This is a genomic window from Pseudomonas sp. Bout1 (assembly GCF_034314165.1).
GTDB lineage: Bacteria > Pseudomonadota > Gammaproteobacteria > Pseudomonadales > Pseudomonadaceae > Aquipseudomonas.
The window spans coordinates 814,635-837,157 of sequence record NZ_JAVIWK010000001.1; the positions used below are offsets into that span (position 1 = coordinate 814,635).

The 22,523-nt window shown below is 60.6% G+C and carries 15 protein-coding genes and 1 pseudogene; 9 read left to right on the top strand and 7 right to left on the bottom strand.

Annotated elements, in window-relative coordinates; all coding sequences use genetic code 11:
• The first annotated feature begins 38 nt into the window (after positions 1 to 38).
• Complete coding sequence (locus tag RGV33_RS03575; RefSeq protein ID WP_322143139.1) at positions 39 to 1,484, top strand: SulP family inorganic anion transporter; 1,446 nt, start codon at positions 39 to 41, stop codon at positions 1,482 to 1,484.
• Between the two features lie 158 nt (positions 1,485 to 1,642).
• On the opposite strand, the gene RGV33_RS03580 is transcribed toward RGV33_RS03575, so the two are convergent.
• A complete protein-coding gene (locus tag RGV33_RS03580; RefSeq protein ID WP_322143140.1) occupies positions 1,643 to 2,035 on the bottom strand; it encodes a lysozyme inhibitor LprI family protein in 393 nt (130 codons plus the stop codon).
• Positions 2,036 to 2,282: 247 nt separating this feature from the next.
• On the opposite strand from RGV33_RS03580, the gene RGV33_RS03585 reads away from it, so the two are divergent.
• From RGV33_RS03585 to RGV33_RS03600, 4 genes are read left to right on the top strand one after another with little or no spacing between them, the layout of a single operon-like run.
• Positions 2,283 to 3,632, top strand: coding sequence for a gluconate:H+ symporter (locus tag RGV33_RS03585; RefSeq protein ID WP_322143141.1), 1,350 nt, complete (start codon positions 2,283 to 2,285; stop codon positions 3,630 to 3,632).
• 11 nt (positions 3,633 to 3,643) lie between these two features.
• Positions 3,644 to 4,504 carry a MurR/RpiR family transcriptional regulator gene (locus RGV33_RS03590; RefSeq protein ID WP_322143142.1) on the top strand — a complete coding sequence of 287 codons (861 nt, stop codon included), beginning with the start codon at positions 3,644 to 3,646 and terminating at the stop codon, positions 4,502 to 4,504.
• Position 4,505: 1 nt separating this feature from the next.
• On the top strand, positions 4,506 to 5,969 hold the full coding sequence (locus RGV33_RS03595) for a D-aminoacylase (protein WP_322143143.1): 1,464 nt from the start codon (positions 4,506 to 4,508) through the stop codon (positions 5,967 to 5,969).
• Between the two features lie 29 nt (positions 5,970 to 5,998).
• Entirely contained in the window at positions 5,999 to 6,367 is a 369-nt protein-coding gene (locus RGV33_RS03600; RefSeq protein ID WP_322143144.1) for a glyoxalase superfamily protein, read from the top strand.
• A 171-nt stretch (positions 6,368 to 6,538) separates the two neighbouring features.
• Here the strand turns inward: RGV33_RS03600 and RGV33_RS34150 are convergent, their stop codons facing one another.
• From RGV33_RS34150 to RGV33_RS03615, 4 genes and pseudogenes are all read right to left on the bottom strand, one after another.
• Entirely contained in the window at positions 6,539 to 7,402 is an 864-nt protein-coding gene (locus tag RGV33_RS34150; protein ID WP_371132985.1) for a methyl-accepting chemotaxis protein, read from the bottom strand.
• Positions 7,394 to 8,491, bottom strand: a pseudogene (locus RGV33_RS34155) (methyl-accepting chemotaxis protein); the annotation flags it as partial. The pseudogene RGV33_RS34155 and the gene RGV33_RS34150, both read right to left, overlap by 9 nt.
• 146 nt (positions 8,492 to 8,637) lie before the next feature.
• Positions 8,638 to 14,391 carry a membrane-targeted effector domain-containing toxin gene (locus RGV33_RS03610; RefSeq protein WP_322143146.1) on the bottom strand — a complete coding sequence of 1,918 codons (5,754 nt, stop codon included), beginning with the start codon at positions 14,389 to 14,391 and terminating at the stop codon, positions 8,638 to 8,640.
• Positions 14,392 to 14,483: 92 nt separating this feature from the next.
• On the bottom strand, positions 14,484 to 15,941 hold the full coding sequence (locus RGV33_RS03615; RefSeq protein WP_322143147.1) for an ArnT family glycosyltransferase: 1,458 nt from the start codon (positions 15,939 to 15,941) through the stop codon (positions 14,484 to 14,486).
• A 288-nt stretch (positions 15,942 to 16,229) separates the two neighbouring features.
• Here RGV33_RS03615 and RGV33_RS03620 point away from each other — a divergent pair, with 288 nt between their 5' ends.
• The 3 genes from RGV33_RS03620 to RGV33_RS03630 all read left to right on the top strand — a co-directional run bounded on the left by RGV33_RS03620 (position 16,230) and on the right by RGV33_RS03630 (position 19,556).
• Complete coding sequence (locus RGV33_RS03620; RefSeq protein ID WP_322143148.1) at positions 16,230 to 16,688, top strand: GNAT family N-acetyltransferase; 459 nt, start codon at positions 16,230 to 16,232, stop codon at positions 16,686 to 16,688.
• Between the two features lie 95 nt (positions 16,689 to 16,783).
• Positions 16,784 to 18,256: a PLP-dependent aminotransferase family protein gene (locus tag RGV33_RS03625; RefSeq protein WP_322143149.1), complete on the top strand. Its 1,473-nt coding sequence runs from the start codon at positions 16,784 to 16,786 to the stop codon at positions 18,254 to 18,256.
• A gap of 97 nt (positions 18,257 to 18,353) precedes the next feature.
• Complete coding sequence (locus RGV33_RS03630; RefSeq protein ID WP_322143150.1) at positions 18,354 to 19,556, top strand: benzoate/H(+) symporter BenE family transporter; 1,203 nt, start codon at positions 18,354 to 18,356, stop codon at positions 19,554 to 19,556.
• A gap of 101 nt (positions 19,557 to 19,657) precedes the next feature.
• Here the strand turns inward: RGV33_RS03630 and RGV33_RS03635 are convergent, their stop codons facing one another.
• Positions 19,658 to 19,951, bottom strand: coding sequence for a DUF6124 family protein (locus RGV33_RS03635; RefSeq protein ID WP_322143151.1), 294 nt, complete (start codon positions 19,949 to 19,951; stop codon positions 19,658 to 19,660).
• A 236-nt stretch (positions 19,952 to 20,187) separates the two neighbouring features.
• Between RGV33_RS03635 and RGV33_RS03640 the strand changes: the two genes are divergently transcribed.
• Complete coding sequence (locus RGV33_RS03640) at positions 20,188 to 20,499, top strand: hypothetical protein (protein ID WP_322143152.1); 312 nt, start codon at positions 20,188 to 20,190, stop codon at positions 20,497 to 20,499.
• 112 nt (positions 20,500 to 20,611) lie between these two features.
• Here RGV33_RS03640 and RGV33_RS03645 read toward each other — a convergent pair whose 3' ends face one another.
• Positions 20,612 to 22,483, bottom strand: coding sequence for a DUF2075 domain-containing protein (locus RGV33_RS03645; RefSeq protein ID WP_138761917.1), 1,872 nt, complete (start codon positions 22,481 to 22,483; stop codon positions 20,612 to 20,614).
• Between the last annotated feature and the right edge of the window lie 40 nt (positions 22,484 to 22,523).

The window sequence follows — 22,523 nt, forward strand, 5'->3', positions numbered from 1 at the left end:
CATCCCCCGCCTTATCCCCGCAACTCCCCGGTACTTCAATGAACCTCACCCGTCTGCGCGCCGACGCCCTGGCCGGACTCACCACGTCGTTTGCCTTGCTGCCCGAATGCATCGCCTTTGCCCTGGTGGCTCACCTCAACCCGCTGATGGGCCTTTACGGCGCGTTTATCATTTGCACCCTGACCGCGCTGTTCGGCGGCCGGCCTGGCATGGTCTCCGGCGCCGCCGGTTCGATGGCCGTGGTGATCGTCGCGCTGGTGGTGCAACACGGTGTGCAGTACCTGCTGGCCACGGTGTTGCTGGGCGGCCTGATCATGGTTGCCTTCGGCCTGTTGCGCCTGGGCAAGCTGGTGCGCATGGTGCCGCACCCGGTGATGCTCGGGTTCGTCAACGGCCTGGCGATCATCATTGCCCTGGCGCAGCTGGAGCATTTCAAGAGCGGTGACACCTGGCTCAACGGCACGCCGTTGTACGTGATGACCGGGCTGGTCGCGGCAACCATGGCCATCGTCTACCTGCTGCCGCGCCTGACCCGCGCCGTGCCGCCAGCGCTGGTGGCGATCCTCGGCGTGGGTCTTGCGGTGTACCTGCTCGGCCTGCCAACCCGCACCCTGGGCGACATGGCCCATATCGCCGGCGGCTTGCCGACCTTCGCGCTGCCGCAGATTCCCTGGACCCTCGAAACCCTGCACATCATCGCGCCCTACGCGATCCTGATGGCCATGGTCGGCCTGCTGGAAACCCTGCTGACCCTCAACCTCACCGACGAAATCACCGAGACCCGTGGCTACCCGGACCGCGAAAGCGTGGCCTTGGGTGCCGCCAACATGGTCTCGGGATTGTTCGGCGGCATGGGCGGCTGCGCGATGATCGGGCAAACCGTGATCAACCTCAGCTCCGGCGGGCGCGGGCGCTTCTCCGGGGTATTTGCCGGGGTGATGATCCTGTTGTTCATTCTGTTTCTGTCACCGCTGATCGAGCGCATTCCGCTGGCGGCGTTGGTGGGCGTGATGTTTGTGGTGTCGCAGCAGACTTTTGCCTGGGCTTCGTTGCGGGTGATCAACAAGGTGCCGCTCAACGACGTGCTGGTGATCATGGCGGTGACGGTGATTACCGTGTTCACCGACCTGGCGACGGCGGTGCTGTGCGGGATTGTGATTGCGGCGCTGAACTTTGCCTGGCAGCAAGCGCGCGAGCTATACGCGGATGAGCATATGGAAGCGGACGGGAGCAAACTCTATCGGCTGCACGGCACGCTGTTCTTCGCCTCGACCACGCCGTTCCTGAACCGGTTCGACCCGGCCAACGACCCGGCCCAGGTGACGCTGGATTGCCGTCACTTGAGCTTCGTCGACTATTCGGCGATTGCTGCGTTGATGACCCTGCGCGAGCGCTACACCAAGGCCGGCAAGCACTTGCGGGTGCTGCACCTGTCCGAGCGCTGCCGCAAACTGCTCAAGCGCGCCCGGGTGCAGCACGACTGACAGTTGCTGAAGTGCGATTGCGTAGCAGCTGTCGAGCTTTGGCGAGGCTGCGTCCGCGGTGCATCTGACACACCGAAGTCTCAGGTTTTACGACTGCTGCGCAGCCGAACGCGGCCTCGTTCTACTCGACCGCTGCTACGCAAGGGTGTGTTCGGCCATCATGGCCCGACCAGGTTTTCCAGTTCCTGGGCGCGGGTCTGGGTCATGTCCAGCAGGCAACCGGAGCCGTTGACCTGATCAATGGTGCCGCCGGTTGCCGAGCCAATGAAGCCGCAATTGGCATCGCGAAACTTGAGCCACTGGCGCTGCACGTCCTGCAATTGCTGTTTGCGGTTGCCTTCCATCGCCGTCATCGCCGCTTTGTAGGCGGTGTTCAGGCGCGCGTCCTGCACTTTGGTTTCCTTGGCATTGCAATCGACCATGTCGGCGGTGGTATTGGCGCCGTCCATGCATTTTTTCAGCGCCGGGTTCTCGTCGGCCGAGGCTGTGCCGCACAAGGCCAGCAGCAGTGCGCTGGCGGCGAAAGGGACAAGCAGGTGTTTGCGATTCATTCTGGGTTTTCCTGGTCATGAGTCGGTGTGCAGTCTAAGACTCGGCCTGCGCAGTTGAGTTTCCAGCCCTGGCAATCTTCATGTAAGAACGCCCCCCGGATTTTCATTCATGTGTCCTGGGCATATCCCTGAGCGACAACGCTTATCTGCGGGCGAAAATTACTTTCATAAAAATTGAAAATCTACCTCGGTAATGATTTATGACTTTCACAACCTATTCGACGTGACCCTTTCCGAGGAGTACCGCATGGCCGCATCACCGGGGTATTGGCTGTTGATCTACGCCGCCATCGCCATCATTGCATTGATCGTATTGATCGCGCGTTACCGGCTCAACCCGTTTATCGTCATCACCCTGGTGTCCATCGGCCTGGCGCTGTTGGCCGGGATGCCGGCGGACACGATCATGGGCTCCTATGAGGCGGGCGTCGGCAAGACGCTGGGGCATATCGCCCTGGTGGTTGCGCTGGGCACCATGCTCGGCAAGATGATGGCCGAATCCGGCGGCGCCGAGCAGGTGGCGCGCACGCTGATCAACCGCTTCGGCGAGCGCAATGCGCACTGGGCGATGGTGTGCATTGCGTTTCTGGTGGGGTTGCCACTGTTCTTCGAGGTCGGTTTTGTATTGCTGGTGCCGATCGCGTTTACCGTGGCGCGGCGAGTGGGCGTGTCGATCCTGATGGTCGGTTTGCCGATGGTGGCGGGTTTGTCGGTGGTGCATGCGTTGGTGCCGCCACATCCGGCGGCGATGATGGCGGTGCTCGCCTATAACGCTTCCGTCGGGCAAACCGTGCTGTATGCGATTCTGGTGGGTATCCCGACGGCAATCATTGCGGGGCCGCTGTACGCCAAGTTCATCGTGCCGCGCATCCACCTGCCAGCAGAAAACCCGCTGGAACGTCAGTTCATCGACCGCGAGCCGCGCACCCGTCTGCCGAGCTTCAGCCTGACCATGGGTACCATCCTGTTGCCGGTGGTGCTGATGATGATCGGCGGCTGGGCCAACCTGATTTCCACGCCGGGCACTGCGTTCAACCAGTTCCTGTTGTTTATCGGTAACTCGGTGATAGCGCTGTTGGTGGCAACCCTGGTGAGCTTCTGGACGCTGGGCCTGGCTCAGGGTTTCAACCGCGAGTCGATTCTCAAGTTCACCAACGAATGCCTCGCACCAACCGCCAGCATCACCTTGCTGGTAGGTGCGGGCGGCGGTCTTAACCGGATTTTGGTGGATGCCGGCGTTACCAATGAAATCCTCGGCCTGGCCCATGCCTTCAACCTGTCGCCGCTGGTGATGGGCTGGCTGTTCGCCGCGCTGATGCGTATCGCCACTGGCTCGGCCACTGTCGCGATGACCACCGCGTCGGGCGTGGTAGCGCCGGTCGCCATGGGCCTGGGTTATCCACACCCGGAACTGCTGGTGCTGGCGACCGGTGCAGGTTCGGTAATCTTTTCCCACGTGAACGACGGCGGCTTCTGGCTGATCAAGGAATACTTCAATATGACGGTGATCCAGACCTTCAAGACCTGGACCGTGCTGGAGACCCTGATTTCGGTGGTTGCCTTCGGTCTGACTTATGGTCTGTCCTGCATCCTGTAACCGGAGACCCCATGGACATCCTCTACCAGATCCGCGCCCGCCAGGATTCCTTCAGCGCCGGCGAAGGGCGTATCGCCAGGTTGATGCTCGATGACGTCAGCTTTGCAGCGTCCGCCAGCCTGGAAGAGTTGTCCCAACGGGCGCAAGTCAGCACTGCCACCCTGTCGCGTTTTGCCCGCAGCGTCGGGTGCCGCGACTTGCGCGACCTGCGCCTGCAACTGGCCCAGGCCAGCGGGGTTGGCAGCCGTTTCCTCGACCCCGCGGGGCTGCCCGAACAATCGGCGTTTCACCGGCAGATTCTCAGCGATATCGAGGCGACGTTGCGCCGGCATTTGTCCGGTTTCAACCAGCGTAGTTTTGTCGACGCCGTGAGCCTGCTGGGCAATGCGCGGATGATCCATGCGTTCGGCATGGGCGGGCCCTCGAGCCTGTGCAGCGACGAGTTGCAAGTGCGCCTGGTGCGCCTGGGCTACGCGATCGCCGCCTGCCACGACCCGGTGATGATGCGCGTGACCGCTGCCACCTTGGGGCCGGAGCACGCGCTGATCGTCTGCTCGCTGACCGGCATCACCCCGGAGGTATTGGGCGTGGTGGCGCTGGCGCGTAACTACGGCGCCAAAATCATCGCCATCACCCTGCCGGATTCCCCGCTGGCGCAGCTGGCCGATGTGCTGCTGCCGCTGCAACCGGCGGAAACCAGTTTTATCTACAAGCCAACGGCGGCGCGCTACGGAATGCTGTTGGCCATCGACGTGCTCGCTACCGAGCTGGCGCTGGCCATGCCGGACGACAACCAGGAACGCCTGCGACGGATCAAGCTGGCCCTGGACGATTATCGCGGCGGCCCCGACAGCCTGCCGCTTGGAGACTGAGATGAAGTACCACACGCTGATCCGCCAGGCGCTGATCATTGATGGCAGCAACACACCCGGCTATGTCGCCGATGTGGCGTTGCGCGAAGGGCGCATCGAGAAGATCGGCGACCTGTCCCAGGACAGCGCCGAGCATGAAATCGACGCCACCGGGCGCGTGCTGGCGCCGGGGTTTATCGACGTGCACACCCACGACGACACGGTGGTGATTCGTCATCCGCAAATGCTGCCCAAACTCAGCCAGGGCGTGACCACGGTGATCGTCGGCAACTGCGGCATCAGCGCATCGCCGGTCAGCCTGCGCGCCGATCCACCAGACCCGATGAACCTGTTGGGCACGCGCGAGGCGTTTGCCTACCCGCGTTTTGCCGATTACCGCGCGGCGGTGGAAAGTGCCCATCCGGCGGTCAATGTGGCCGCGCTGATCGGCCACACGGCGCTGCGCAGCAACCATATGGACGACCTGCACCGCACCGCCACGGCGGATGAAATCGCCGCGATGCGCGTGCAGTTGCAGGAGAGCCTTGCGCACGGTGCCCTGGGTTTATCCACCGGGCTTGCCTACGCCAGTGCCTTCAACGCCGAGACCGATGAAGTGCTGCAACTGAGCGAAGAACTCACGGCGTTCGGCGCGGTGTACACCACCCATTTGCGCAGCGAATTCGAGCCAGTGCTGGAGGCGATGGACGAGGCGTTTCAGATTGGCCGTCATGCCAAGGCGCCGGTGATCATTTCCCACCTCAAGTGCGCGGGCGCCGGCAACTGGGGGCGCAGTCCACAGTTGTTGGCTTCACTGGAGCTGGCGGCGAAGACCCATCCGGTGGGCTGCGATTGCTACCCGTATGCCGCGAGCTCTTCGACCCTGGACCTCAAGCAAGTCACCGACGCGTTTCGCATCACCATCACCTGGTCGACGCCGCATCCGGAAATGGGCGGGCGCGATTTGCAGGACATCGCCGCCGAATGGGCCGTGCCGCTGGTGGACGCCGCCCGGCGCCTGCAACCCGCCGGGGCGGTGTATTACGGGATGGATGAGACCGATGTGCAGCGGATCCTGGCGCATCCGCTGTCGATGATTGGCTCGGACGGGCTGCCCGAAGATCCGTTTCCCCACCCACGCTTGTGGGGGGCGTTTCCACGGGTGCTTGGGCATTTCAGCCGGGACCTTGGGTTGTTCCCGCTGCACACCGCCGTGCACAAAATGACCGGCTTGTCGGCGGCGCGTTTCGGGCTGGCCGAGCGCGGTGAAATTCGCGAAGGACATTGGGCCGACCTGGTGTTGTTTGACCCGTTGCGGGTGCGGGATGTAGCCGACTTCAAGGCGCCACAGCGTGCGGCTGAAGGGATTGACGGTGTGTGGGTCAACGGTGTGTTGAGCTACCGCGACGGAAAGGCCAACGGGCAGCGGCCCGGAAGGTTCCTGGCGCGCAGCGGGGATTTGCGCAAGGGGTTCGCGGCCTTATAGTGGCGGCTTTCAAACACGGAGCAATCGCCATGCACTTAGGAAAAGTCACCCCCATTTTGCGCAGTTTCGATGAGGCCAGGACCCTGGCGTTCTACGTCGATTTCCTGGGGTTCAAGGTCGATTGGCAGCACCGCTTTGAAGACAACTTTCCGCTGTACCTGCAGGTGTCGCTGGGGGAGTGTGTGTTGCACTTGTCCGAGCACCATGGCGATTGCACCCCGGGTGCGGCAGTGCGGATCCAGGCCCAGGGGTTGGACGCGTACCAGCAGCAGTTACTGGCCAAGCACTACCGCAACGCCAAGCCCGGTATTGAAGACACGCCGTGGGGCAGCCGCGAGATGAGCATCAGCGACCCGTCGGGGAACCGGTTGGTGTTTGTTGAGGAAGTAGCGGTTTAAACCCGTTCTAATGTGGTGAGGGAGCTTGCTCCCGTTGGGCTGCGCAGCAGCCCCAAAACCAGGCGCCGGGTTTACCTGAACGGTCTCGGTTGTCTGGATTGGGGCCGCTTCGCGACCCAACGGGAGCAAGCTCCCTCGCCACAGTTGAAGGGGCTTGCGTTGAAGGTGGGTTTACACCCGGAAATGGCTGACCATCTGTTGCAACTGCCCGCCCAGGCGCGCCAGTTCCACACTCGACTTGGCCGTCTCGTCACTGGCTGCTGCCGTCTGTTCCGACACGTCCCGCACATTCACGATGCTGCGGCTGATTTCTTCAGCCACGGCGCTCTGTTGTTCGGCAGCGGCGGCGATCTGCTGGTTCATCGACTGGATATTCGACACCGTACGGGTGATGTTTTCCAGTGATACACCGGCCTTGCGCGTCAGTTCGACGCTGCTGTCGGTGAGGCTGCGGCTGTTGTTCATCACGGCGGCGACTTGCTGGGTGCCGTTCTGCAAACCGGCCACCAGGCCTTCGATTTCTTCGGTGGATTTCTGGGTGCGCTGGGCCAGGCCGCGTACCTCGTCGGCGACTACGGCAAAACCACGACCGGCTTCACCGGCACGCGCGGCTTCGATGGCGGCGTTGAGTGCCAGCAGGTTGGTCTGCTCGGCCACGGCCTTGATCACGTCCATCACGCTGCCGATCTTGTTGCTCTCTTGCTGCAGGTGCGTCATGGCGTCGGTGGAGCGCGCCACTTCGGCGGCCAGACGCTCGATCTGGGCGATGGCTTCGGCCACCACCTTGTCACCGGCGCGGGCTTCGCCGTCAGCGGCGGAGGCGGCTTGGGAAGCTTGTTCGGCATTACGCGCGACTTCCTGCACGGTGGCGGTCATTTCGTGCATGGCGGTCGCCACTTGATCGGTCTCGATCTTCTGGCTGTTGACCCCGGCGCTGGTTTGCTCGGTGACGGCCGACAACTCTTCGGCGGCGCTGGCGATCTGGGTCACGCCGTCGCGGATGCCGCTGATCAGTTCACGCAGGGTGGTGCCCATGCGCTGGATGCCCTGCTGCAATACGCCGAGTTCGTCGCGGCGGGTTACCTGGATGTTGTGGCTCAGGTCACCGGAGGCGATGCGTTCCACCACGGCGAGGGTCTCGCGCAGTGGGCGGGTGATCTGGCGAGTGATGACCACGGCCGCCACGATGCCCACCAGCAACGCCAGCAATGTGCTGATCAATTGCAGGCTGCGGGCCTGGGCGCTTTCGGCGTCACGGCGTTGCAGCTGGAGGTCGTACAGCTTGTCGCTGATGCTGACAATGTCGGTGCCTTGGGTGGTCATTTCTGCGCGGGCGACAACGATGTTGGCGTTGGCAGCCTTGTAGTTCTGCAGGGCGCTGCGATAGGCGCCCAGCGCGGTTTCCAATGACCCCAGGGCGGCCTGTTGGCTGGCGCCGAACGCGGTGTGCAGGTCTTTCAAGCCGTCGATGGCGTTCTCGATCTGCGCCACAGCACGGGCTTCGGTGTCGGCGTTGACGTTGCCGGTGTAGCCGCGCACTTCGTAGCGCGCCAGCTGGAATTTTTGTTTGGCGGTGGTCACGGCCTCGAACTGGGCGAAACGCTCGGCGCCGTCGGGCATCTGCCGCACGCTGGTGTCCAGGGCATCGATCTGCGCGTTGGCGATGTCGGCCTTGTCGCCCATGACCTGGCGTGCGGCGTTGCCGTTGCGGTAGGCCTCGCGCATTTTGTTCAGCGACTGCTGGTAGGCGGTGATGATCGCTTTTTGCTCATTGAGCAGCTTGAGGTTTTCGCTGCTCTTGAAACTGTCCAGCAGCTTCTGTTGCTGGGCGGCAAAGCCGTCGAGGTTGGTCTGCACGTTTTGCGCCACGGTTTCGTCACCGTTGGCCAGCATGTATTGCAGGCGTACGATCCGCAGCTTGGTCAGCGAAGCGTTGAGCTGGGTGATGTCGCTCATCCAGTTGCTGCGGTCGATCAGGCCGCCCAGGCTGGTCCAGCCGGTGAGCGCAAGGATCGAAGTAAGCACCAGCACCAGGCCGAAGCCCAGGCCCAGTTTCATATTGACGCTGATGTTGCCGAACCAACTATTCATCGCATTCCTCCAGGAACAGATTTGCGGGTACATCCGGTTGCTGGAAGTAGCGACCAGCCGATGGGTAGTCAGGAGGTATCGGCAGCCCTGGCGAGAGCTGAAACGGTTTTTTCGTGTGCGCAGGGTTTACGACGTGTGAGCGACGAATGGTCAGGCCGCCCTGCGCACGCACAGCCGGGTCAGTCGACCTGGCGCATGGCTTTATGGGTTTTGATGAAGTCCATCAGCGCCTCGCGGCTTGCGAAGCGCCGCTCATCGAGGTGCCAGCGGCTGACAAAATGACCTCTGGCATCCTGCTGCAACGTGGTGTGCACCAGTACGCTGTCGCGGTTTTTGTGGATGATTTCCATCCCGCCATCCAGGGTGCGACGAAGCAGGAAGTCGCCTTTGCGCCGCAGGCGTTGTTCAAGGCTGGGTGCGGGCGCGGGCACGGCGCCAAAAGGTAGCGGGGCGCCCGCGACTTCGACGCTTTTCTTGAAGTCGTAGCGCACCAGCGGCCATTGCTGTTCGCGCGTCATGGCCAGCACTGTTGCGGGTTCGCGCACAAAGCCTGTGGCCGAACCCGAAGGCACATCGTCCAGCAGCACACTGATACCGTTGTTGAGGTCGGCAATGCCCGGTATGCCGCGATGGGTGTTCAGGTGCGTCTCACTGACCAGCGCGACCCATTTGTGAGCGCCGTATTGAAGCTGGTCCGCGCGTATGACCTGTGTCGCGAAATAGTTGAACATTGATGTCCGGGAGGCCGTCATGCCGTCAACCCGCACGCTGGCAATGCAGTCCAGGGCACGGACCCGCACCTTATGCTTGAGCGCCACCTGTACCACGCTGATGAAACTGTGGGGGCTGCCGGTGGGAACCCCATGGCTGTCGTCCAGCGCCTTGAGAAATGCCCACAATTCGTCGGGTATAAAACCCAGGCTGTTGGCAATGTCCAGGTCTGCCTGATGCAGGTCAGTGGTCAGTTGTTCCATGTAGAGTGTCTTGACCTGGCGCTGACTGTTCAGGTACTCCATGTGCCGACTGAGGAAGGCTTTGCTCGACGTGACGCCATGAGCTTCGCCCATTACCAGGCCGTTGGCGGTTTCCAGCAGTTGCTCAATAACCTTTACCTCATCCATGGACGGATCGACGCTGGGCAACGCCACCCGTGGGGGCGGTGTTTGGTCGGCAAAAAACGCCTGGGCCTGGGCCTTGAGCTTTTTGCGGGTGTGGTCGAACGTGGCTTGTGCGGCCCTGCGGCTGCTGGTGAGCTCCCGGTAGGCGGTAGAGAAGAGCGCCTCGCGCGTGTCTATCGGCAGGGTGATGTCATGGTTGAACAAAGGCATGTGCTCCTGCGGCAGATCGAAGTCGCTGAAGTGTGTGGGCGCCTCGGCTGGAACAGGGCGTACGGCTGGCAACGGTTGTGAGCGTCCTGGTAATGGGCCCGGCTGCGGCGCTGGTTGCGCCGCATGGCTCGCGGTGTGCAGCGACAACTTCAGGTCGCCCTTGGCCAAGGTATCGCCCGGGATGCCTCCCGCCACGTCGGCAAGCAATTGAGTGGGTTTGTCGAGGCCGTCTTCGACGCGCAGCGCGATGCTTTTTTGCAGATCGGCCAGGCCCAATGTGCCGCGATAAGTACTCATGCGCTTTTGATCTACCAAGGCTATCCAGCGCTTGCCCGGAGTCTTTTCCTGGTCGGCGTTGATGAGGGTATGGGCGTAGAAATTGGTCAGGGTATTTGGACGGATGGGCGCAGGACGCGAGTCGACCAGGCCCAGGGTGTTTTCCAGGTCATAGCAGGTCGAGGCGTTCAGCGACCGGATTTCAATACCGTGCTCCTGCGCGGTTTCCACCAGTTTCCAATAACCGTATAGCCCTTGCGGGTCACGGAGGGTTTCGCGGTCGATGGACTTGAGTTGTCGCTCGGCCTGCCTGGAAAAACCGCTGGAAATCCGCGAGTGGGTCTTTACGTGATGAATGTCGCGCCACAGGTGCTCAATGTAGATTGCGCTCACGTCCAGCTTGCGCAGGTGCTGCATATGCTCGATCAACACCTTTCGCGCCGCGAAGGAAAAGGCCGCCTCACCCACCACCAAATGTTGTGCATCGTCGAGCAACTGTGTGAGCAACTCGGGTAGGGCAATATCCGGGGCCAGGTTCAGCGTATCGGCGCGCATGATTTGGGGTGGGAGCCGGGCAAAAAAAGCATCGGCGTCGTCAGTGAGTGTCTTGACCAGCGCCAGGTGACGCTGGAGCGCCGGGGCGAGCTGCCTTCGCGAGATCCAGATGGAGTGGGTGTTGAGGTCTCCGTCCAGGTGGGCGACCTGCAGAAACAGCGCCGTTCGGTCTTCCGGTGGAATGATAGAGGCAACATTCCTGCGAAATTTGTCTGGTAACTCGTAAGGCGCTTCAAGCTTTTCGTACTTGGGCATGCCGCCCGTCACGCCGGAACGCTGCCACCCACCGTCCGCTGTTTTATTCACCAGTTTTCCGGTGGACTGCAATTGGCCGCTGGCGTCGTCAAAGCGAAACAGCAGGAACCGCCCGAGGCTGTCCGGGATCGGCGCGGCCCACAGGCGGTCGCCGGCATACAGCACGGGCTGCATGCCTTGGGGGGCGGGCGGTTGCGGTTGTAGTTGCTTGGCCAGCGTGATCGCCTGTTGATCCCCGGGCGTGCGAACAACATGGCGCAGCGGCGGGCGAACAAGCCTGGTGGAGGTCAGCAGCAGTGGGCGCAAATCAGTCAGCAACGCCCCACCGGCATTGAGCAATGCCCCCAGGTAATGGCCCAGCGCGTCGGCGGTTTGGTTGCGGTTATAGGCATGCAGCGCGAGCATCGAATCCTTGAACACCAGCAAGCCACCCAAGGCCAGGCTCAAGGCAGGAAACGGTGCGGTAAGGACCGCAATGGTGATTTCACCGATGACGCTGACCAGCGCCATGATCATCTGCAGGCGCCCGGTGGTGGTGTTTTTGACTTCATCGATGCGATGGCGCAGAGGCTTGTCGTAGCTGTGGTAATGCAGGTCTTTGAGTGGCCGTGCGGTGCGAGGCACTTCATCGAACACCGGTGTGGAATAAAGCCCCTTGCGCTGTGCCGGCAGCCCTGTCACCAGCGCCTGCAACCTGAGTTCGAACGCGGTGCGCTCGATGCTGGCTACCCGGCTGATGTAGTAGGTGTTCATGCCTTCGAGGTTTTTCAGGCGTTCGTTGAATTCCCTTTGTGGCCTGAAGGCGATGCCGTCCGGTGCGTTGGGGGTATAGAGCAGAGGCAGATCGTTGGCGTGACGGAACAGGTAGCAGCCATCGATCACTTGGCCGCTGATTTGCAGTGGGTAAAGGCGATAGCGATTGCGCACGCTGTCGCGGTTGTCGGCCAGGCTGTCGATGCTTTTTTCCAGCCAGGCCAGGTCGCTCCTCGCCAGGCAGCCTTTAAGGCAGCACTCCAGCGCGGCGATGTGCATATGGAGCTGGGTGACTTCCAGCGCCATGCTGCGGCGCCATCCGTAGTTGGCATCTCGGGTGTCCAGCAAGGTGTTCTCCACCTCGGCGACGTACTGGTCACCGATCCAGGTGCCCCTTACCGAGCGGCTCACCGTGTGTGCGGTGAGCTGGCTCAGGTCCACACCCGGCGGCCCCTTGAACTGCGCAGTGGTGCTGGCATCGGGGTTGATGAAACCCAGGCTGGCGTCGTAGCCATTGCGGTACAGCGTGGTGTAGCTGAGGCGCTCGCGAGGGGTAATCACGCCCACCAGGTTTGGGTCTACCGCGGGCGTCGGGTTGCCCAGCAGTTGATTGAGCGCGGTTTTTGCCGCCGTGTGCAGGTAGCTGTCAAAGTCGGGAAACTGTTGTGGGCTACCCGGGCTTGAGCCATACGCCTGTGCGGCGCCGAGTGCCTGCTCCTTGAGGTCGGCGAGTTTCTGACGGTCGGCGGCCGAGGCCTGGATGAGCCAGTTGGGCATGAGGTGCAGGTATTCATCGGCCTGGATGGCCAGGGTCGTGGTACTCATCTCCAGCAGGCAGGCCGCATAGGTCGACGGTGCGCCGAAGCCGATCATCCGGTACTCGCGGTTGGCCGGGATAAAGCCCAAGGCCGAGAGCATCGCGCTGTATTTTGGCCGGATCCGGCTGACGATTTGCTCCAGCAAGTAGTCCTTCATGCTGCGCGAGCCAGGCACGGCCGACACGTCCTGGCTCCAGCCGATGATGTGCGCCTGCAACTCCCGCTCACTGTCAAACGCCTGGAATTGCTCGGCGCGCGGGGCATGTGCAGTGCACAACAGCAAGCGCTTGAGGGTGCCTGTCGCGTCCGTCTGGCGCAGGGCCCAGAGGTCTTTGAGCGGCGCCTTGTGCAGGAACAGGCAGCACGCGGTGAGCGTTTGCGATGGGCCTTCGCTCAGGGTCTGGAGCAGTGCGTAGTCGTCTGCGCTGATGTGGTTTTGCAACGATGCACTGTAGGCCAGCGCGTGCAGGCGGCTGTCGAGCATCTGCTGCATGGCTTCCTGCACTGCCGGCAAGCTATGCGCGCGTTGTTGTTCTTCGGCGAAGTTCAGGCTGGGCTGCACTTTGGCGAGCAGCTCGGCCAGGTAGGCCGGGGTAACGTCCTTGAACTCGGGCGGCAGCGGCTGGTGGGCGTACGTCAGCGAGGTGTGTTTGAAAAACTCGGAGCCCGCCAGCTCATCGCCACGGTGCAGGCCACGTACCGCCAGTTGCACCAAATTGTTTAGCTGGGGGTATGAGTTGCCTGATTTCAGGGTGCGCTCCGTGCTGATTTGCAGTTGCTCGGGAATCAGGCTCCGGATATCCAGGTCTTCATCCAGGTGTTCAAGCAATTGCAGGCGCGCCATGGCCTCGGGCGACACCGCCGGGCCCAGCAGCGCCAGTACGTGCAGGCTGAGGTGTTCGTAGGTGCGCAGGTGTTCGGCGAGGGTTTTGCGCTGTGCCTCACTGGCGCTGCGGTACCAGTCGGGGGTGGATTGGTGAAGCATTTTTTCGAGCAACAGTTGCGCGCGCAACTCCAGGCGGGACGTCAGGTCCCAGGGGAAGCCGCGCAGTGCCCGGTGCAGTTCGAGGGTCATTTGGGCAACACTCACGGGCGCCGGGTGAGCCTCCAGGCCCAGGGCAAAATCAATGTCCTGGCGCTGTTTTTCCTGCAGGGCGCTGTAGGTGTGTTCGGTCAGCGGGACGCTGTCGATCGGGCTTAGCGCCAGGGGCCAGATACTGGCTGCCTGCAAACGCTGGTAGCGGCGCGGCAGGTGCTGCAACAGCTCCTGCCGCCAGGCCGCCTGGCCCATGCGCTCTCGCAACGTGCGGTCCAGATGCTTGAGCGAGGTGAAGCCCTCCAGGCCTCGGGATGGGGTGAACAGCAGCACATCGCCGTCTTCGGTATCCAGGTGGGCGGCCGCTGCCTGGCTGCGCGTGAGGACAAACGCCCCGGCGAACTCGATGGTTTGTTGGCGGTAGCGAAAGGTCAGGCGATGGATCCCCGGACGAAGCTCGGGGCCGCTGACGATATTCATCACCAACGAGAGGTCACCGGGGTTGAGCAGGCGGTCGGCAACCTTCAACTTGACCTCGGCCTCCAGCATCGACTGATGGCTGTCCAGAATCCAGTTTTTGCGGACGTGCCCGTTGGGGCGCCGCTTTATCTCGATGGCGGCCAGTTTGTCGTGGAGCGCGGTGCGGATGCGGGTGCGGTTCAACAGGCCCTGCGCGCCGTGGATCACCCAGTCGCGGGGCACGCTGTAATGGCCCTGTGTGCTCTGCACGGTCCAGCGGTTTTCTTCTGCCAGGGCCGCGTGCAATTCCTGCACCGCCTGCAACTCGGCAGAGGGCTGCGCGGCGGGCGCCTGGTCATTGGAGAAGACTTGCAAGCGATGACCGATTTGCAGCAGGTAGTTGTTGTGCTGTTCGGGGGTAAGCGGTGATGTGTTAGGGGGCTGGGTGGGCATGGCCGGTCCTCAGGGTTCAATGAACCCTGAGGGTGCGCAGTGTTGGGGGGACGATGGCGGTAGTTAGTTACTGGGGCTATTCGCCCCTTTGATCATTGCTCGACGAAGTAGTAAGGCTGGCGGTTGATCGCCATCTCCTTGACCACCGTCACCGGTACGTCCAGCCGGTCAGTATTGTCCACCACTGCCACGTTGCCGGGCTTGGCGGCGAGGTAGCTTTTGAGCTCTTGCGGCGTCTGCAGGATCGTCAAATAGGCCTGCATGTAAAACACCCCGGCGCCAGCGATTCGCTCATTCGCCTGGTACAGCACCACCTCTTTGCCTTGCGCCTGCATGGCCTGGATCGCACTGATCACCGGCACAAACGACTGGCGCACATCGGCCTTGGGCGCGAACCAGAAGGCGGCAACCAAGTAGCAGGCAACCACCACCGTGAAAAAGCCACCCACCAGGCCGCGGCGATGTTCATAAACATGCTCGGCCACGTGGGAGACCTGCCCACGACTTTTCAGCCAGCCCAGCAGCACGCCGCCATACTCGGCAGCCAGCACCGCAGCGGCGGGTGTCAGCGCCATCAGGTAAACCGTGCGCTTGCTGGAGGCGAACGTCAGCAGGGTGAACTGCGCCACCAGCCACACGCTGAAAAACAGCCGGTAGCGGTTGCGTACCAGGCTTTTGCGAAAGTGCCACAGGCCCAGGTACACCAGGATGTTCCAGGGCAAAAAGGCTTCGGGCAATTTGGCGATGTAGTAATAGAACGGCTCGTAGTGGCCGGCTTCGACAAACGAGCCGCTGAAGCGCCCGACGCTGTTGGTCAGCAGCACTTCGCGTACCGCTTGCAGCCCGTCGCGCTGGTACAGGAACCCCAGCCAGATCATCAGCGGCACCAGCGCCAACAGGGTGAACAGCCCGGGTTTGATCCAGTCGCCCAGCTTGAATTGCTTATCCATCAGGCTGGTGCTGGCCAAATAAACGAAGATCACGATGCCCGGCATGGCCAGGCCCAGAACCCCTTTGCTCAAGGTGGCGATCACCATCCCGAGGGTGAACAGTAACCAGGTGCCCAGGTTGGAACTGTCGCGCTCCGACTCGGGGCGGTTGGCCTGATAGAACGCCAGCAGGGCCATGGTGACCCCGAGGGTGAGCAGCGAATCTTCACCCACGCCGCGCACGTTGCTCCAGTAACTGGCCATGGTCGCCAGCATCAGCGCCGCAACAAACGCCAGGGTCTTAGGCCGGCCAAATTTGCGCAACATCCCGTACAGCAGCATCACACTGAACAGCCCGGCAAACGCCGACGCCAGGCGCACCGCCCAGGTAGTGCCGCCAAACAGGCGAATCGCCCCGGCGTCGAGCCACAGGCTCAGTGGTGGTTTCTCCAGGAACGGTTCACGAAACAAGCGCGGCACCACCCAGTCGTTATCCAGGTGCATGGCCATGGCGATCCCGGCCACACGGGCCTCGGTCGAGCCTTGCAACTCGTGATTGCCAAGGGCAAAGAAAAACAACAGCGCAGCAAGCAGGAGCAGCAGAGGAGCGGAACGCGTCATGGATTCTGGCTACCGGGGCAGGGGACCGTTCGGGGGAGCAGTCCGGGCGATCGGTGAGTATACGAGTGTGATTCTTAATAATTCGTGAATGAATGTGAGGTTTTTGTAGGGGCAGGCATTTAAGGCAGTGCCAAGCAGACCTGACAGGCTCCGATCATGGCCTATAAGCACCTACCCGGATTGGCCTGCCGACGTGGCCTGAAGTGGTTGGTTTGGAGCGGCATGCAAAACCTACCATTGCGCCGTCCCGAACCGGTTCCGGGTTCGGGCTTTCAGAAGGAACGTGCGATGAGTAATGAGCAGCAAGCCGTGACCGTTCGGGCGGTGCAACTTGAGGATTATCAGCAGTGGCTGCCGTTGTGGCTGGCCTATCAGGACTTCTATGAAGTGGCCCTGGAGGACGCGACGAGCCGTTTGACGTTCAAACGGTTTCTCGACCCGAACGAAAGTATGTTCGGCGCCGTCGCTGTTCAAAATGGCGAACTGGTGGGGTTCGTCAACGCCATCCTGCATCGTTCCACCTGGACGGCCACTGATTATTGCTACCTTGAGGACCTGTATGTGGCACCCACCGTCCGTGGCGGCGGGACCGGTAAAGCACTGATTGAATGGGTACGCCACATCGCCCAACAGCACGACTGCTCACGCTTGTATTGGCACACCCACCAAACCAACAAACGAGCGCAAGCGCTCTACAATCGGGTCGCCCAGGATTCGGGCTTCATCGAGTATCGAATGCCCCTGTAGCGCGAGCCCCGCCGATAATGCCCATGGACATATCGGCGACGCGCAACAAAGATGGCAGGTTTGTCGCATTGTATCTTCCATCCCAGGCTTGGCACATGACCCACAATTTCGAGTTGGACACCCTCAAGATCCGTCTCGCAGACCCTAAACTCGCCACGCTGGATTTGCGCGTGCGTGTGCAGCGAGTGCTGCGCCAATTGATTCTCGAAGGCGTGCTTGCGCCAGGCAGCCGCTTGCCGGCCACCCGGACGTTGTCGCGCTCCTTGGGCATCTCCCGGGACACGGTGGAAATCGCCTATGTCCAGCTGCAACTGGACGGCTATCTCAGCCGTCGTGAAGGCTCGGGCAGCTTTGTGTCCGAAAAGATCGGGCCGAGCCTACTAGGGGTGCGTCAACGTAAACCGGTGCCGATAAGCCTGTCCGGGGCACTCAGTGCCAGGGGCGCGCAGATTCTTGCCAGTGGCGGTGTCAACGATCAGCAAGTGGTAAAAGCCTTCGCCACCGGCCTGCCCGAAACACGCACATTCCCGACAGGCGTCTGGGAGCGATTGCAGCGACAGGTCCTGAAAGATTGCCGCGACAGCGTTCTATTGCACGGCGACCCCCAAGGCGCCGAGCCTTTGCGGGAAGCCATCGCGAGCTACTTGAACCTGGAACGCGGTGCCCGTGTGACGCCAGACCAGGTACTGGTGCTGTCCAGCACACGCCAGGCGCTCTACCTGTGTGCCCAGGTTCTGGTGGATGCCGGTCAGCCAATCCTCATGGAAGATCCCGGCTATTTTGGTGCGCGCAAGGCGTTTGAAATGGCCCAGCTGGAGGTCATACCGGTGCCGGTGGATGGCAACGGCCTGTGTGTGGATCAACTGTATGCCGACATCAGCGGTGCCAACACCGTGTACGTCACGCCCTCCCATCAATACCCAACCGGCGCCACACTTGCCTTGGAGCGCCGCCTTGAGCTGATTGCCTGGGCCGAACAACGCCAGGGCTGGATCATCGAGGACGACTACGACAGCCAGTTCCACTACGAAGGGCTGCCAACGGCCTGCGTGCAAGGCCTGGACCGATACCAGAGAACGATCTACCTGGGGACTTTCGCCAAGTCGCTGTATCCCGGGTTGCGTATGGGCTACATGGTGCTGCCGCCCGAACTGGTCAAGCCCATGACCTACGCGCGAAGCATTCTGGACGGCCACACACCGCAGATCGCCCAACTGACGTTGGCACGCTTTATAGACGACGGCCACTTCGGCGGCCATGTGCGCGCGATGCGCAAAATCTACGGGGCGCGCCGCGACGCGATGGCGCAGGCCGTGCAGCGGCATTTGAGTGGCGTTGTGACCGCGCGCCTGCCGCCGGGTGGCTTGCAAATGCCCTGCATCCTTGCCGAAGGCTGGTCGGAGCTTGCTACGATCAGGCAGGCTGCCAGAGTGGGTATTCAAGTGCCGGGCCTCAGCCGCCTTTACGCCCAACCGCCCGCGGTGTGTGGCTGGTTATTGGGTTTCTCGGCGCTTACGCCCACTGAAATCGAGGCGGCTACCCGGCAGTTGGCCAAGGCTATTATCTAGCCAGTGGTCTGGTCGGGTGCGGGGGATTGGACTGAAAGGGCCATCCGCAGCGGTGTTAGCCTTTGAGCCCCCAACGACCTCAGGTAAGGAACGCCCCATGAGCCGATCGGACACAGGATTGCGTGTCGCCGACTTCATCTCTCCCAGCATCAGCGCGCTGATATCGGTAATCGTCAACTACGCCGGTACCTTCGTGCTGGTGTTCCAGGCCGCGCAACTGGCGCAACTCAGCGCGGCGCAAACGGCTTCCTGGGTCTGGTCGGTCAGCATTGGCGTGGGCGTTACCGGCGCCTGGTTGAGTTACCGCTACCGCGAACCAATCGTCACCGCCTGGTCCACACCCGGTGTTGCTTTCCTGGCCACCGTCATGCCGTTCACCCCCTATGGCGAAGTGATCGGGGCCTACGTTATGTGTGCCATTGGCTTCATTGTGCTGGGCGTGTGCGGTGCCTTTGAACGGTTGGTTCGACTGATCCCCGGCGGCATCAGTGCCGGGTTGCTGGCGGGCATCCTGCTGCAGTTCGGCGTGGCGACGTTTGGGGGTGTAAGCGTCGAGCCGCTGCTGGTCATCACGCTGCTGGTGACGTATGCCGTGCTGCGACGCTTCACCTCACGGTATGCGATGCTCGGCGTCCTGCTGGTTGGCATGTTACTGCTGGTCGGCGAGGAACGTATCGACCTGCAGAGTCTGCACTTGCAACTGGCTGTACCGGTGTTTGAAATGCCGCAATTCTCCATCGCCGCACTGCTGGGGGTGGCACTGCCATTGTTCGTGATCACACTGACCGGGCAGTACATTCCCGGCATGCTGGTGCTGCGCAATGACGGCTTCAAGACCAGCGCCAATCCGATCATCACCGCCACCGGGTTTGGTTCGCTGATCATGGCCCCGTTCGGTGCTCACGCCTTCAACGTGGCCGCGATCACCGCTGCCATCTGCACCGGCAAGGATACCCACCAGGACCCATCCAAACGCTACATCGCCGGGCTGGTGTGTGGCGGGCTCTATGTGACGGTCGGGATCTTTGGCGTCACGCTTGCGACATTGTTCATGATCCTGCCGCGCCCGTTTATCACCGCGGTGGCTGGTTTGGCGTTACTGGGTGCCATTGGTACGAGCTTGTCCAATGCAATGGCTGATACCCGCACACGGGAGACTGCGTTGATCACGTTTTTGGCAACGGCGGCGAATGTCACCTTGCTGGGAGTGGGAGGGGCTTTTTGGGGGCTGGTGGCAGGGTTGATGGTGCATGTGTTGATTCATGGCGGGCGCCGGGCAGGGGTTAGCGCGGTTGGGTAGGCCAGCGGGATTGCCGGGAAAAGGGTGACGGATATTTTCGAGGAAAATAGCCGCTCACCTTTTTCTGACGTTATTGGCGCGTACCCGCTGGATGGCCATTTTCAGTGTTGAGAGGTGGTCCTTCCCGCCGCTGCTGACTCTGCCGTTGGCACAAGAATGTCCAGTGCGCGCGTCACCAGCAACTCACCCAGGACGCTCAATTGTTGAGTGGCCAAAAGCTTCTGGCGAAAGGCGCCGTCAAACTCGAAAGCCAGGTCGGTAGTGAGCGCGTTCAGCGAGGCGAGGGTTTCGCAGGCTTGTACCAGAAGGGTTTCGGGGTCGATGTTTTGAGCGATGCAGAAGATGTCTGTGCTGGATTGGTTTGAACATGGAGGATTGGGAGTAATCTTTTTCATGGTGAAGCTCCTACACTGGTAAGAGGAGCTGCCATTCCCCTGCTGTCAAACAGGATTGGGTGGCAGCTGTACGCGGGTTGACAGACCGGAAGTGTAGGAACCCGGCGCACCCGAAGATGCCCCACGCACAGCCGCCATGAACGAAGCGGAATGCGCGAAGCATGCCGACTGATCAAGGGGAGTGAAAGGTTACACTTTTCGGCCTGTCAAAGCCGGTTGCTGATGAGCAGCAACCCGTGAAGGCTAACTTTGTGGTGTGGCTTGCGCTAGTTCATGCAGGGCGCGACGTCTTGCAGGAAAAATCCGAAGGGCCATTCGGCGGTGTATTTCCAGGAAACAGAAACAACAAAACCCGCATAAGGCGGGTTTTGGTGGTGCTTCGTATTTGGTGGAGCCGGGGTAATCTGAATCCGCTCAGCAAGCTATTGATTTATAGCGTTAATATCGATCATTATTTTTGGCTGGAATACCAACTGGAATACTGCACTTCAGTTGACTACCCGTTTGCATTCGATCTGGCCAGAACGTTTTGGAACCGTGTTTGGTAGTGAGCTGCCGATTGCTGTCAGTCACGAAGGGCCGCAGCGAGCCCATTGCTGTCAATCAATATCGGCAGAGATCGGCCAAAGGCATTCATACGGCTGAAGGCTAGACATGACGTCATTTACCGATGTATTCGGCAAGGCGGCTCCTAAAATACTGAGCAGTCTCTTGATCAGTGCAATGCAGGTAGCAGCCTTTCATGCCACGAGTCATCAATGTTCGATAGGTGTTTTTGATAATCAAGTCCGTCTCACGGCGAGCCAGTTCCGGTTGCTCTTTCATCAGTTTCTTCCAACCGCGAATCGATTTGTCGTGCTTATCTCTCTCTAAAGGCACAGTCAGTACGTGACCGTTACGGACGATCAAATCTGGGCCGATGATTACGCCAATATAATCTACCTCCAGCCCCTGGCAGGTGTGGACGCAGCCGACCTGCTCGATGGAGTTTTCGGCGATGATCCATAAGCTACCATCCTGATCGAGGTTCCATTGACGGGCGTAGCTATCGCCAATAACGATGTCGGGGGCCTTGGATTCTTTTTTACTCAGCCAAGGCCAGCAGTAACCGGCCACAACTCGCGCCTTATTATCGTGATTCTTCTGTTCGATAGCCGCGTGCATTGCCTGCGGGGTATCGAATACCTTGAACTCGTACTTGCTGGTATCGAGTAACGGGTTTGCTGTAGCGCGAACGTCTAGCACATCATCCAGCCACGCCAGATAGCCATCGGAACCGCTGCAACGGAATTGGGAGGACAGCGTGTATTCCTCGACGGTTGCGCCTTTTGCTTTGGCAAATGTTCGGATAGCTTTCTTACTGCCGATATCGTTTAAGGTGACGCGCTGGTCTTCGTCGATGAAAAAAATCGCGCATTTGGCTGACTCGATCAATTCCTTGATCTGGTTTTCACCCAGATTACCGTAGAGACCGCTTTTCTCATTGAGCCTGTGGGCTTCGTCTACGACCAACGTGTCGAAGGTATTGCGCTCGGTATCGATGAACGCCCCCGAGCCAGAGAAGAAATTGGAAAAATGGCTACGTTTGACGGTGCCAACCAATTTGCTTTCGTACACTTTTCGTGGCGCGGCATTTTTCGAGACGTATTTGCTCAACAATCCTAACCCTGTGAGCTTGACCAGCAGGTTTATCGCCAGGACCGTTTTTCCGGTACCTGGGCCACCTTCGATGATCAGTACTTTTGGCGCTTCCTCAGACGCGGCACTTGCTGCGGCGAGAGCCGATTCAAACGTCGTTTTTTGATCATCGATCAATACGAACTCGGGCTTACCTTTCATCAATCCCTTCAGCGCCTCTGCCAACGCTTTGGAAGGGCGAATTTTTCCGTAGGAGAGCTCGTACAGCACTTCCTTGTTGTCGCCATGAACGATGTATTTTTTAAGAAAGCTTCGTAGCTTCGTGAGCTCATCCGGGCCTTTGAGAAACAGCGGTGCTTTGCTGGTGTAGGCATCGTAGTGTGCTGAGTTGATCACGCCATCGCTGACGTAATTGTGGAGGTAGGCACAGGGACGTATTTCGATGCTTTTGTCGTAGACGGCATCATTGAAACCTTCCAGCAGTGCCGCATATGACCAGACCTGATAGGAAGGGTGAATGGTTTCCACGAGACCTCCCCCCAATGCGGTTTTTATAATCGCATCCTTGGTGGTAGCGGTCGCTTTGCTCCACTGCTTGAGTTCGATCAATACCGCGTTCTTGACCTGATTTTCACATCGGCCAGTGAGCAAAAAATCGATTCTTTTCGACGATTGCGGAATATGCAGCTCAATGGCCAACCCGGCATCGTTGGGCAGACCGTCGTCTCGAAGCACCTTCGCCATATAGCTCAATGAGCCCTGCCATGACCTTATCTCCGAAGCACCCACCTTTTTGCCAGTGGCTTCTTTGAAATGCCTAAGGATCACTTCCTCAATGTCGTCGTTGTCGCTGTCTTTAAGAAATTGCTGTTTGGTCGCAGCGTAAACGATCACGAGTAATCCTTAGAGCCTAGGGCGTCAGAGTTGGTCGTAC